The sequence below is a fragment of the Simiduia curdlanivorans genome (assembly GCF_030409605.1).
Taxonomy (GTDB): domain Bacteria; phylum Pseudomonadota; class Gammaproteobacteria; order Pseudomonadales; family Cellvibrionaceae; genus Simiduia; species Simiduia curdlanivorans.
The window spans coordinates 1906272-1920056 of record NZ_JAUFQG010000004.1 but is presented as its reverse complement, the minus strand read 5'-3'; the positions used below and the strand labels follow the sequence as shown (position 1 = coordinate 1920056).

Here is a 13785-nt window from a genome sequence, read left to right as displayed (position 1 = left end):
CCAACCAAGCGGGCGCCATCAACCTTGCGTTAGGTCGCTATGGTAACGGATTTCCCGCGTGATTTTTGCCTCGCGGTAAAAAACCTTAAACCTGCTAAAGGCCTACAAAAATGCTATAGTTCGCGGCTTTTCAGCCTGCGCCTTAAACCCGCAGCCAAGAACCTGCTTTGAGAGATTGTGAATGAGCCAACGCCGTCAAATTTTGGTGACCAGCGCCCTGCCCTATGCCAACGGGTCTTTACACCTAGGTCACTTGCTTGAGCACATCCAAACCGACATTTGGGTGCGCTTCCAACAAACCCGCGGCCACGAGTGCACCTACGTGTGTGCCGACGACGCCCACGGCACGGCCATCATGCTCAAAGCCGAGGAGTTAGGTATTAGCCCCGAAGCCCATATTGAAAACATGAAAGCCGAGCATATGGCGGATTTCAAAGGCTTCCTCATTAATCACCACAACTACCACTCCACCCACTCGGACGAAAACAAGGTGTTGTCGGGCTTGATTTATGAGCGTTTAAAAGCCAATGGCCACATCGCCAGCCGCTCCATCACCCAAGCTTTTGACCCAGAAAAACAGCTGTTTTTGGCCGATCGTTACATCAAGGGCAGCTGCCCGAAATGTAAAACCGAAGACCAGTACGGCGACAACTGCGAGGCCTGTGGTGCCACTTATTCACCGGCGGATTTAATTAACCCGCGCTCGGTGATTTCGGGCGCCACCCCCATCGCTAAAGATTCCGAACACTTTTTCTTCCGCCTGCCCGCCTTCCAAGATTTTCTAAAGGACTGGACCCGCGCCGGCCATCTGCAAACCGAGGTAGCCAACAAGCTGGCCGAGTGGTTGGATTCAGGCCTGCAAGAGTGGGATATATCCCGCGACGCGCCCTATTTCGGCTTCGAAATACCCGGTGAAACCAACAAGTTTTTTTATGTTTGGCTAGATGCGCCCATCGGCTACATGGCCAGCCACAAAAACCTGTGCGACCGCACCGGCCAAGATTGGGATGCCTACTGGAAGCCAGACTCCACCGCCGAGCTGTATCACTTCATCGGCAAAGACATCGTTAATTTCCACGCCCTGTTCTGGCCCGCCATGCTATCGTCGGCGCAATTCCGCACCCCCACCAAGGTGTGCGTACACGGCTTTTTAACGGTGAACGGCAAGAAGATGTCCAAGTCGCGCGGCACCTTTATCAATGCCAGCAGCTACCTAGAACATTTAAACCCCGAGTACTTGCGCTACTACTTCGCGGCCAAGCTCACCGCCGGTGTCGACGACTTAGACCTGAACATGGACGACTTCGTCGGCCGAGTGAATTCAGATTTGGTGGGCAAGGTGGTTAACATCGCCAGCCGCACTGCCAAGTTTGTGCAGAAGTCCGGTGGTGTTTTAGCTGCCAACCCCGAGCCGGAATTGTGGGCCAAGTTCGTCGACGCCGGCGAAAACATCGCGGCGCTGTACGAGGCGCGCGAATTCAGCAAAGCCATGCGCGACATTATGGCGCTGGCCGATATCGCCAACGAATACATTGCCGCCAAAGCGCCTTGGTCGCTGGCCAAGCAAGAAGGTACAGAAGCCGAAGTACTGGCCATCTGCTCGCTCGGCATCAACATGTTCCGCGCCTTGCTGACCTACTTAAAACCCGTGCTGCCGGTATTAACCGCCGAGGCCGAGACCTTCTTGGGCGAAACCTTGAATTGGGACGCGCCGCTAAGCTACCGCGCAGGTTCAGCCATCAACGAATTTAAACCCCTATTGACCCGCATAGACCCAAAAGCCGTAGACGCCATGATTGAAGCCAACAAACAACCTGAAGCTGCTCCCGCCGTTACCGCCAGCGGCCCGCTGGTGGACGAGCCCTTAGCGCCGGAAATTAATTTCGATGATTTCGCCAAGGTGGATTTGCGCATCGCGTTAATTAAAGACGCTCAACACGTGGAAGGCGCCGATAAATTACTGCAACTCACCCTCGACATAGGCGGTGAAACCCGCAATGTGTTTTCCGGCATCAAGAGCGCTTATAAGCCCGAAGACTTGGTGGGCAAACTCACGGTGATGGTGGCCAACTTGGCACCGCGCAAGATGAAGTTCGGCATGAGCGAAGGCATGGTACTAGCCGCCGGCCCCGGCAAGAAAGAAATCTACTTGCTAGAACCCCACGCCGGCGCTAAGCCGGGGCAGAGGGTGATGTAAAAGCTACAAGGCGGGGGCCGCCCCCTACAAGCTACAAGCTACAAGCTACAAGCTACAAGCTACAAGCAAAACCATAGGCGACTTGCGGGGGCTGGGCTTGCGGGGGCCGGGCTTGCGGGGGCCGGCCATCCGGCTTGCGGCTTGCGGCTTGCGGCTTGCGGCTTGCGGCTTTAAGCATATTCACAACAGGTATAAGCATAACCCTCTGGTTATATTGCTGGTCATATCGACCTCACTGATAATGGGCGTCTTCATCGCCGCCCTTAGATAGACAGGAATGGAACTGCCAAGATGACCGAATTTGCCGTCATTATGCTCAGCACTATTTTAGTGAACAACTTCGTGCTGGTTCAGTTTCTGGGCCTTTGCCCGTTTATGGGCGTGTCCAATAAGCTAGAAACGGCCATCGGTATGGGTGGTGCCACCACCTTCGTTTTAACCTTGGCCTCCATCGCCAGTTACATGGTTAATAGCTGGGTGCTGATGCCACTGGGGCTCGAATACCTGCGCACCATCGCCTTTATCTTGGTGATCGCCGTGGTGGTGCAGTTCGCCAAGATGTTTATCGAAAAATCCAGCCCTTTGCTCTACCGCGTGCTCGGGGTTTTCCTGCCGCTGATTACCACTAACTGCGCGGTGTTGGGTGTGGCCCTGCAAAACACCGCCCACGCCCATAATTTTGTCGAATCCGCCCTGTATGGCTTTGGTGCCGCACTCGGCTTTTCCTTGGTGTTAGTCTTGTTTTCCGCCATGCGCGAGCGCCTAGCCGTGGCCGATGTGCCCACGCCCTTTAAAGGAGCCGCCATCGGTATGATTACCGCCGGCCTGATGTCTCTCGCCTTCATGGGCTTTAGTGGTTTGGTATAAGAGCTCGTCGCTATGCTGGAATTAATCACGAACTATCCCATCGCCTCGGCATTAATTGCCCTCGGTAGCCTGTCGTTGATTTTTGGTGCCATTCTCGGCTTTGCCGCCGTGCGTTTTAAGGTGGAAGGCGATCCCATCGTCGAGCAAATTGATGCGCTGCTGCCGCAAACCCAGTGCGGCCAGTGCGGCCACCCTGGCTGTAAGCCCTATGCCCAAGGCATTGCCAACGGCGAGCCGATCAACAAATGCCCGCCCGGTGGCCAGAGCACGATCAACGCCATTGCAACGCTATTAGATGTTGAGGCACCCAGCCTCGATGAAGAGCACGGAGTCGAGCTAGACGTGGCGCGGGTCGCCTTTATCCGCGAAGACGAGTGCATCGGCTGCACCAAATGCATCCAGGCCTGCCCCATGGATGCCATTTTGGGCGCTGCCAAGCAAATGCACACAGTGATCGCCGACGAATGCACCGGCTGCGATCTTTGCGTCGAGCCCTGCCCGGTGGACTGCATCGACATGATTCCAGTGCAGACCACACTAGGCAGCTGGAAGTGGCAAACGCCCGAAGCAGATTCAACCTCAAACATCATCGCCACAGACCGTTCAGAGCAAGCCGCATGACCCAAATCTGGCCCATTCACGGTGGGATTCACCCGGCCGAACAGAAACAACAATCCATGGCCTTACCTTTGGGTGCAATTCCCCTGCCGCCGACCCTCGTGTTGCCGTTGAATCAACACTTAGGTGCGCCCGCCGAGCCCTGTGTGGCCGTGGGTGACCGAGTGCTCACCGGGCAAATGATCGCCGAACCCATAGGGCCATTTTCAGCCGCGGTGCATGCATCCAGCTCGGGTAAAGTCATCGCCATCGAAGATCGGCCACTGCCGCACCCATCGGGCATGCACGGCCCCTGTATCGTGATTGAAACCGACGGGCTAGACCAATGGGTGGCGCTCGCCCCGTGCGACGACTACAAGGCCGAAGCGCTCACCGCCCTAGTAGAAAAAATTCGCCGCGCCGGTATCGCGGGCATGGGCGGCGCAGGTTTCCCCACCGCGATAAAAATGGCGCCGAAAGCCAATCAGCCCATCCACACGCTGATCCTAAACGGCACCGAGTGCGAACCCTACATCACCGCCGACGATCGACTGATGCGCGACAGACCCGCAGAAGTGATTGCCGGTGCGCAACTCATGGCACACCTGTTAGGTGAGCCAAAAAATATTCTCATTGGCATTGAAGACAACAAACCCGAGGCGATAGCCGCCCTGCAAAGCGCCGCCCACGGCAGCCGCATTAGCATCGTGGTATTTCCCACCAAATACCCCTCGGGCGGCGAAAAGCAGCTGATTCAAATTGTCACGGGTAAAGAAGTGCCGAGCGGAAAGATTCCCGCCGACATCGGCATAGTGGTACAAAACGTCGGCACCGCCGTGACCGCTTGGCGCGCTGTCGCCTTAGGCGAGCCGTTAATTTCGCGCACCACCACGGTGGTTGGCGAAGCGCTGGAAATACAGCGTAATATTGACGTGCGTCTTGGCACACCCATCGGCCACGTTTTAGCGCTACACGGCTTTGATGCCGCCAAGGTTTCTCGTTTAATTATGGGCGGCCCAATGATGGGCTTCACCCTCGAAACAGCCGAGGTACCGGTGGTCAAAACCACCAACTGCATTTTAGCCCCGAGTAAAAAAGAATTGCCCGCACCAGCGCCGGCGCAAGCCTGTATTCGCTGCGGCCTTTGCGCCGAGGCCTGCCCTGCTTCGCTGCTGCCACAACAACTTTATTGGTATGCCAGGGCCGAGGAGCACGACAAGCTCGAGGCCTATAATTTATTCGATTGCATCGAATGCGGTGCCTGTTCCTACGTCTGCCCCTCGTCTATTCCGCTGGTGCAATACTACCGCGCCGCCAAGGGCGATATTCGCGAGGCCCGGCTCGATAAAATTAAATCTGATCGCTCGCGCGAGCGCTTCGCCTTCCGCCAAGAGCGCATCGCTCGGGCAGAGCAAGAAAAAGAAGCCAAGCGGGCTGAGCGCGCCAAAGCGGCAGCCTTGGCAAAAGAAAAAATGGCGGCACAAAAAGCCGCCGCGCAGGGCGAACAAAAGCCAGCGAGTACCGCCTCGGCAGCAGACCCGGTAGCGGCCGCCATAGCCAACGCCAAAAAAGCTCAACAGGCACTGCAGCAGTCGCCCCAAGAACAGCGCGAAAAGCTCGAGCGCCAACTGAGCTCTGCACAAAGCCGCCTCGAGCTCACGCAACAAAAATTGGCCGGCGCCCTATCCGACGAACAGGCAGAAAAATTTCGCGCCGCCATTAAAGGCGCCGAATTAAAGCTGCAGGAAGCGCAACAAAAGTTAAACGACTTTGAAAAGCAACCAGCAGCCGGCAGCGCCGCGCCAGAAGACCCGGTCGCAGCGGCCATCGCCCGCGCCCAGGCAAAAATGAGTTTGGCACCCGATGAAAAATTAACAGCCAATTTAGCCTCCCTGCAAACCCGTTTAACCAAAGCGCAAGAAAAACTGGCACAGGCCAAGGCGGACAACGCCAGCACTGTCGAGGCACTGCAATTGGGTGTAGACAAGCTAGCGCAAAAAGTTGCCGAAACCGAGCAGGCGCTGGCAGCGGCGTTAGCTGAAACAGAGCCATCAGCGGAAACTGAGCCATCAGCAGAAAAAACGGCGTCACCTAAAATAGCAACGCCTCCCGCCGAACAGGATGCCGCAAGCATGGCTATCGAGCGCGCTAAAGCCAAGGCCGAAGCACTCGCGGCCATGAGCGAGGACGATAAGTTGCGCCAACAAATTGAGTCCCTGCAAGCGCGCTTAATGAAAGCGCAAGAAAAACTCGCCAGCGCCGAGGCCGAGGCCAGCCCCCATGTGGACGCACTGAAAACCGCAGCGGTAAAACTCGAAGCCAAATTGGCCGAAACGCAATCTAAACTCGAAAACGCCTGAGACAAATTATGGCTTTCCTGCGCATAACTTCACCCCACGCCCAAGGTAGCAACCGCACCCAAACCGTGATGCTAACCGTATTGCTGGCCTGCCTGCCTGGGCTCGCGGCACTGACCTGGTTTTTCGGCCCAGGTACGCTGATCAACATTTGCCTAGCGAGCCTATTTGCCCTGGGTTTCGAGGCGCTGGTACTAAAGTTGCGCCGCAAACCCATAGGTTTTTATTTAACCGACGGCAGCGCCTTGGTGACAGCCATACTCCTCGGTTTAGCCTTGCCACCCTACGCGCCTTGGTGGTTGGTGTTTGTCGGTATTGGCTTTGCCATTGTCATTGCCAAACAACTTTACGGCGGCTTAGGTTACAACCCCTTCAACCCTGCCATGGTGGGTTACGTGGTGCTGTTGATTTCATTTCCCGTCGCCATGACCCAATGGGCCATACCCGAGGCGTTAACCTCAGATGCTCAATCAGTGCCTGATTTTTTAACCGCACTGAAACATGTTTTTGAGTTTCAAACACTTTCTGCCGATGCCTACACCGGCGCTACACCACTGGACGCCTTCCGCCAGAATAGCGGCCTGCTGTTGGAAGATTTGTACCAACAAAAACCAACTTTTGCACACGCCCATTGGGCCGGTGCCGGCTTCGAGTGGGTCAACCTTGGCTTTTTAGTAGGCGGTATTTTCTTACTGCAACAGCGCCTATTTACCTGGCACGCCCCGGTGGGCATGTTAGCCGCACTGGCGTTACTGGCCGCCCTTTTTTACGACGGCGGCAGCTCTAACTCGGCCGGATCTCCGCTCATGCATCTATTGTCTGGCGGCACCATGCTGGGCGCATTTTTTATCGTCACCGATCCCGTCACCTCGACCACATCAAATAAAGGTCGCTTCATTTTCGGCGCCGGGGTTGGGCTATTAGTGTTTTGCATTCGCACTTGGGGTAATTACCCCGATGCTATCGCCTTTGCAGTGCTGCTGATGAACTTCGCTGCGCCCTTTATCGATTACTACACCATTCCGCGCACCTATGGGCACGCGCAAGCGCGCAAGGCAACGGAGAAGCAAGAGTGAAATTATTATCATCGATTGGCTTTAACGGTTTACTGCTAGGTGGCTTCGCCATTTTAACGGCGGCGGCATTGGCAACGGTCAACCAGCTCACATTAGAGCCCATTGCCAAAGCCGAACAAGCTGCCGCACAAAAAGCGCTACTTGAAATTTTGCCGGCAACAACTCATGACAACGACCTCCTTAACGACACCCTAGCCATTAAGGTGCAGTGGCAAAAACAATTACACACTGACGCAAACGCGACCATTTACCGCGCGCGCATGAACGAGCAGATTAATGCCGTCATCATTCCAACCGTGGCACCCGATGGTTATAGCGGCAAGATAAAAATGATTGTCGGCATCAATAAAGATCACAGTATCGCCGGCGTGCGCGTAATAAAACACACCGAAACACCCGGCCTCGGCGACAAAGTGGAATTGAAAAAATCCAATTGGATTTTATCCTTCAACCAAAAAAGCCTGTCGCGTCCTATGCCGGAAAAATGGCAGGTTAAAAAAGATGGTGGCGAATTCGATCAGTTTACCGGTGCGACCATTACACCGCGCGCCGCAGTAAAACAAATTAAAAAGACCTTGGCCTTCGCACAGGAAAATCACAACAGCCTGTTCGATATCAACTCAACCGAACGTCAGCCGGAAGAACCACAGGTGCAACCATGAACACCACAGACGCCATCGCACCCGATGCAGAAAACCCAGGCGTAGAAAATAACCCTGAAAACGCTGGGGTTTATACCGCCATTGCGAAGAATGGTTTGTGGACTAACAACCCGGCACTGGTTCAACTACTCGGCCTTTGCCCACTGCTCGCGGTTTCCGGCTCAGTGGTAAACGCCTTGGGTTTAGGCTTGGCAACTATGTTGGTTTTAGTTGGCTCAAACACGTCTGTTTCACTCATTCGCAACCATGTTTCCGATGCCGTGCGGCTACCTGTATTTGTAATGATCATCGCCTCTTTTACCACCTGTACCGAAATGCTGATGAAAGCATTCACCTACGAACTTTTTGAAATACTCGGCATTTTTATTCCGCTCATCGTTACCAACTGCGTCATTCTCGGCCGCGCCGATGCGTTCGCGTCAAAGAACAAATTAGCGCCGGCAATTTACGATGGCTTCATGATGGGTTTAGGCTTTGCGCTGGTGCTAATAACCATTGGCGCTGTGCGGGAATTGCTCGGCCAGGGCACACTTTTTTCAAATATGGATTTACTTTTTGGGCCGATGGCAACGCACTGGAAAATTACGTTACTGAACAATTATTCCGGTTTTTTAGTTGCCATACTGCCACCAGGGGCTTTTTTAGTGGTCGGTTTTTTGGTTGCTATAAAAAATATTATTGATAGCAAAATTAAAGATTCACGTGACAAAAATAGAATAAAAACTGCCAAAGGCAGTAAAAGAGTACGCACCACAGGAACAATTAGCTGACTGTTTCGCATTTTCTTACATCGAACACTTTTCAATCAGGTTTTTACGGTTACAATGCAATGGCATTATAAAAATTTGAAAATCCAAAGTAGATTTTCAATTAGGGAATGACTTATAGGTCATCCCGTCGTAATAACCACACTGAGGGTAAGGGAATGACAGCAGTAGTTAGTGCGTCTCGAGCAGAGACAATTGAATTTCAGGGGCGCAAAGCCCAACGCGCAGATAGCCGAGAACGCAGACGCGCCATTTTAGAAGCCACACTGCGCATCGTGGTGAGGGATGGCATTCGCGGCGTAAGACACCGCGCCATTGCCAAAGAAGCAAATGTACCTTTAGCCGCTACCACTTATTACTTTAAAGATATCCAAGAACTCGTTTCCGATGCTTTTAACTTGTTTGCTCAAGATGCACTCAAGCAAACAGAGCAGCTAGAGGAAACCGGTTTTGCCGTGCTGGAAAAATTAAAGGGCGCCAACCTCGCCGATCCGCAAATTTTCGAAGTACTCAGTACGGCACTCACTAACGCCGTGGTTAGCCACGTCAAATCCCAAATTGAAGACCGGGATAAGCGCGTTGTTGAACACTCCTTTAAAACCGAGGCGCTGAGAAATCCAGCCTTAGCCCTAACCGCTTGCATCCCACAGGCGAATATTACCAACAGCCTGATGAATTTCTTTAAGGCACTAGGTTCTAAAGATGCAGAAACCGATGCCCATATCGTGCACGGCGTCATCCTCTACGTGGAGTACTTATTGCTGCTCGACCAAGGTATTTTGAGCCTTGAACAAGCGCAAAAAGCTATTCGCCGTATGATTACCCAACTCTTGGCACTCGCGGTTAAGCGTTAATCGGCCTGGCAGGTGACGAGCAATCGCCACCTGCCGAACCGTTTCAATTGGCACCCCACCTTACGCCATCCGTACAACCGCATTTCGCACAAGGCCCGACCGCGTCGACCATTACCGATAAAACCAACACTATAGCAAGCGATAAGCTGGTATGGGTTGCCTCTCATTGCGCGTTAACTTTTATGCCCGCTCAGCCATCATCTACCCCACTGAATAGAGCAACCAGCCAGCCCCGCAGCCATTCATCACACGTCATTGTCATGGCCATCGTAGGGAAGCAGCGCCAACAAAGTCCCAGATTGAGGGCGCACAAATACGCTTGCAACGCGACCAGCCAGTCTCTTTGTGCCGACAAATTTAATTAGCTCAAACCCCTAACTGAACACTTGTCTAATTACAGCGAAGCCATTAATCTCATTGTTCTCAATAAAAATAACATCCGGAGACATCATGCAATCACGCGCCCGCTTTCCCAAGGCTAGGTTGTCTTTAGCCATCGCCTTGCTCAGCCCTTTAGCCGCCATTCCCCTGACCGGCATGGCAGAATCACTACTCTTCGAAGAGATAGTTGTTACCGCGCAAAAGCGCGAGCAGAACGCCATGGACGTGCCAATCGCCGTGAACACCTTTTCCAATAAAGACATGGAAAATACCGGCGCACTGACCCTTAGCGACATAGATGCCTACATTCCCGGGTTTGACGTGGGTGGCGGTGTGACTCAATCAACGCTGAGTATTCGCGGCGTGACCAGCCCAAGTATTAGCGCCGGTGGCGACCCCTCGGTGGCGGCGTTTTACGACGATGCCTACTTGCCATCAGCTGCCACCACCATCGCCTTTTCAGATATGGCGCAGATAGACGTTTTGAAGGGCCCGCAGGGTACCTTGTTTGGCCGCAACGCGGCAGCGGGCGCCGTGGTTATGGTGCCCAATAAGCCGGGCGAGGAACTCGAAGCCTTTGTCAGCGCTAAACTTGGTAACTACGGCCTAGTGCGTACCGAGGCCATGTTTAACGCACCCTTGTCCGACACCGTTTTGGTGCGCGCAAACATCCTATCGAATCAACGCGATGGCTATGTCGACAACGTGGCCGGCCGCGACAGCGGCGAGCAAGACAACTTAAACGCGCGTCTCTCCCTACTCTGGAATATCAGCGAGGCCACCAGCCTGCAGCTGTCTTACGACTGGGATAAGGTAGACAACTCACCGCGCACAGCCATTGGCTTTAGCGACCTAGCGCTCAATACTGATCCCTTCTCTCGCAAGGTCGCCAACGACGTTATCAATGGCGAAGAAACCCGCGACATGTATGCCGTTAGCAGCAAATTAACACACGAGTTCAACGACCAATTCAGCCTGAAGTGGATTAACAGCTACCGCGCCTTCGAAACCACCAACCGCGAAGAGGAGGATGGCACCGCGGTCGCCACAGCCTACTTAGACACCAACAACATGTTCGATAACGACATCTTGTACGAAGAGCTGCAGCTGAACTTTATCGGCGACAAATTCAGCGGCGTGGTGGGGGTAAACTACTCGGTTGAAAATGTGAACCAAACCACCCGCGTTACCGCGCTGGGCGATTCCGTGACCACCCTCGTCACACAAGATCTAACGAGCAACCCCATGCTGCAAGGCATGATTTATCAGGGTACGGTCGCCGCCGTCAACCAACAAACTGCACCCGCAGTTCAGGCCGGCCTGATGACCCAAGCGGAAGCTGATGCCATCGCCGCGGCGCAAGCCGATCAGTCTTTGGCGGCACTGGATGCCATAGACCACCTGTGGGACCCAAATGATTGGGCCACCTTTACCACGCTACTCGGCGTCGGCCCGCTACCCCAGGACGACCCCTATTACGACGCGGTGGCCCAGTCGCTCGGCACCAGTATGCTGTTCGGTTTGTCGCGCGCGGGCCAGCAATGGCAGGAGTCGGTGCTCAACGAGGGTAAATTTGTTAACTACGGCATTTTTGCCGACGGTGAATTCTCCGTTACCGACGACTTCCGAGTTTTAGCCGGCTTGCGCTACAGCAACGATAAAAAAGATTTCAGCTGGCAAGTGCCCGGCGTCGATTTCAATCGCGCCACCCTACCCGGCACCACCCCGATTGAACCGGTCGTTTTCCGCACCGGCGATGGCTACGTGGTGGGTGATCAGATTATTGAAGCGTCTGAAACCTGGAGCAAAGTCACCGGCCGCTTAGTAGGTCAGTACAACATCAATGACGATGTGATGACCTTCCTGTCTTACGCCACGGGCTATAAATCCGGTGGTTTTGACAGCCTAGATCAAAGCACTGCCGACACACCGATCGAACCGGAGGAGGTGACTAACATCGAGCTGGGCATTAAAGGCGACCTCTTCGACGGCAAGGCGCGGGTGCAGTTTAGCTACTTTGACATGGAAATAGACGGCCGCCAGCGCAGCGTAGAGTCCAAACCCCCTGGGCAAGTAAACGCCTTACCACGGGTGATCAACGGCGATCAGCAATTCAACGGTTTTGAAATCACTTTTGATTGGCTGCCCACCGATACCGTTCGCCTCGGTCTGGTGACCACGATTCGCGACCAGGAGTCTAGCTGGGAGCCCTTCTACAATGCACTTGGCGAGCTTCAGTCGGACAAAGAAACGGCCACGACCGATACTGCCTACACCCTCACCTTCGACTGGGCGCCAGAGGTCAGTTTTGGCTCGGTCAATTGGCATGCGGACTATGTGTATGCGGAAAACAATGCCGAGTCCGATCCCGCAGCTATCACCTCAGTCAACATTGGTGGTGTCGACACGCCAATTCCTTACTTTGGCGAGGACTCTAAACTGCTGAACTCTCGCCTCGGCTGGACCAGTAACGACGGTCATTATGAAGTAGCGCTTTGGGGCCACAACCTATTGAACAATAAAGTTACCAATAGTCTTGGCGGCCGCACCTTGGATGTCTTTGGTACCGGCTATCTGGATATCTCGGCACCGCGCACCTACGGCATCGATCTACGCTACAACCTCTGATGGACTGGGTAAAAGCTGTATTGTGATACAGGTAACAACAGCCACCGCGCTGCCATGGCGCGGTGGCTGAGTCGTAACGGACATTCGCTGGCTGACGCTATAAACACCGCTCGCGGATGCCTACACAGGGTCGGGTAACAACTTCAAGCGGTGCGGATTCAGTCGCCCGCAGGCGGTCAACCTACCAACTTAAGATTTAGCGTCGTTACATTTTCAGGGCCGCTCGCGGCCCTTTTTTTCGTCCACCAATGCCTCAGGCGCCTGCCAATCGGCCAGGCCATACTCCGCCAGCAAGGCACTTAACCTGCCGTCGCTGCGCCAAAGGGCGAGTTGAGTGTTAAAGGTCTCCATGAGCAGGCGGTTTTCCGGCGTTGGCGCTAAGGCCAAATGTAGCGCCCGCGTTTGCAGGCTACCCAGGCTAAATAACTTACCCTCAAGACCAATAATACGGTGCGTATAGCGCACCACTTCAGCGTTGTCAGCCAACACATCAATGCGCCCAGCGTGCAACATTCGCAACAGCGAGGTCACGGGATTAAATCCAGATAAGGCCATTATATTAGGCGTTTCACTCAAACCCCGCGCCTCCAAATAACGGTCAAAAGTGCCCTGCCCTGGGTTGCGCACTGCCACATGACCCAAGCGCAACCCATCGAGCCAAGTGAGATTGGAGGCTTGCAACCTCTGGGGCAAAACCGGCTCTAGGCTGAAGAAAGTTATGCCGTCGTAGCCGAGCGGCGGCGACAACAACCAATCGCCCGCTCGCGCCTGGCTGATACCTACAATGCCGTCAATTTGACCTGTGTGCATTTGCTGCAAGGCGCGCGACCAAGGCGTCAAAACGTACTCAATGGCAATGTTTTGTTCGCTCAGCAGGCCACGGGTCAAGGCCACCATATAACCCTCTTGGCCGCTGCTAGGGTCGCAGGTATAGGGGCAATAAACATCGCTTGCCAATATTAATCGGGGGCGGTTTTCACTGGCAGCTTCGGCAGTCACCACCCAAATCAACAGCAACACTAGCCAAGGCATAACAAACTCCAATAGCGATTACCCACGCCATCGTTGACGAGCGCGACAGGTGAAGTCTAGCAGGCAGCTTAACGCCTCACCCAAGCACTAAGCTTCATAAGCTTCAAACTCCAACTCAAACCCAAGACAGTTAACGAGCTATCAAGCCATCGAATCAGGTCCCCGCTAACGCCAATGGGGTCTAATTTCACCCAGCCCAGCAGCAATTTAATGCCAATAGAATGAAAAATGCGCCAACCCCTTAGGTGTAGGCTGTTTATTTTTTGTCATTTACGTATAATTCGATAAATTATGTGGCACCAGCGTACCAAATAAACCATAGGTCGAAAAAAACTAAAGCAGTTCTAGACTCATAAGACCATTAGGC

10 protein-coding genes are annotated in these 13785 nt (G+C 53.9%); 9 read left to right on the top strand and 1 reads right to left on the bottom strand.

What is annotated here, in order from left to right; all coding sequences use genetic code 11:
- Positions 1-181 precede the first annotated feature (181 nt).
- The 9 genes from metG (at position 182) to QWY82_RS08530 (ending at position 12386) form a co-directional block, all read left to right on the top strand.
- Entirely contained in the window at positions 182-2197 is a 2016-nt protein-coding gene (gene metG / locus QWY82_RS08570; protein ID WP_290261369.1) for a methionine--tRNA ligase, read from the top strand.
- A gap of 291 nt (positions 2198-2488) precedes the next feature.
- Positions 2489-3064 (top strand): electron transport complex subunit RsxA, encoded by a 576-nt coding sequence (gene rsxA, locus QWY82_RS08565; protein WP_290261367.1) that lies wholly within the window; start codon positions 2489-2491, stop codon positions 3062-3064.
- 12 nt (positions 3065-3076) lie between these two features.
- Positions 3077-3685, top strand: coding sequence for an electron transport complex subunit RsxB (gene rsxB / locus QWY82_RS08560; RefSeq protein ID WP_290261365.1), 609 nt, complete (start codon positions 3077-3079; stop codon positions 3683-3685).
- Entirely contained in the window at positions 3682-6021 is a 2340-nt protein-coding gene (gene rsxC / locus QWY82_RS08555; protein ID WP_290261363.1) for an electron transport complex subunit RsxC, read from the top strand. The genes rsxB and rsxC overlap by 4 nt, the downstream gene beginning before the upstream one ends.
- Before the next feature lie 8 nt (positions 6022-6029).
- A complete protein-coding gene (rsxD, locus tag QWY82_RS08550; protein ID WP_290261362.1) occupies positions 6030-7094 on the top strand; it encodes an electron transport complex subunit RsxD in 1065 nt (354 codons plus the stop codon).
- Positions 7091-7756, top strand: a complete 666-nt coding sequence (gene rsxG / locus QWY82_RS08545; RefSeq protein WP_290261359.1) for an electron transport complex subunit RsxG — start codon at positions 7091-7093, stop codon at positions 7754-7756. The genes rsxD and rsxG overlap by 4 nt, the downstream gene beginning before the upstream one ends.
- Positions 7753-8526 carry an electron transport complex subunit E gene (locus tag QWY82_RS08540; RefSeq protein ID WP_290261357.1) on the top strand — a complete coding sequence of 258 codons (774 nt, stop codon included), beginning with the start codon at positions 7753-7755 and terminating at the stop codon, positions 8524-8526. Before rsxG ends, QWY82_RS08540 begins: the two co-directional genes overlap by 4 nt.
- 155 nt (positions 8527-8681) lie before the next feature.
- Positions 8682-9377 (top strand): TetR/AcrR family transcriptional regulator, encoded by a 696-nt coding sequence (locus QWY82_RS08535; RefSeq protein WP_290261355.1) that lies wholly within the window; start codon positions 8682-8684, stop codon positions 9375-9377.
- A gap of 450 nt (positions 9378-9827) precedes the next feature.
- Complete coding sequence (locus tag QWY82_RS08530; RefSeq protein WP_290261354.1) at positions 9828-12386, top strand: TonB-dependent receptor; 2559 nt, start codon at positions 9828-9830, stop codon at positions 12384-12386.
- A 213-nt stretch (positions 12387-12599) separates the two neighbouring features.
- Here QWY82_RS08530 and QWY82_RS08525 read toward each other — a convergent pair whose 3' ends face one another.
- On the bottom strand, positions 12600-13418 hold the full coding sequence (locus QWY82_RS08525; RefSeq protein WP_290261352.1) for a substrate-binding periplasmic protein: 819 nt from the start codon (positions 13416-13418) through the stop codon (positions 12600-12602).
- Positions 13419-13785: the final 367 nt, after the last annotated feature.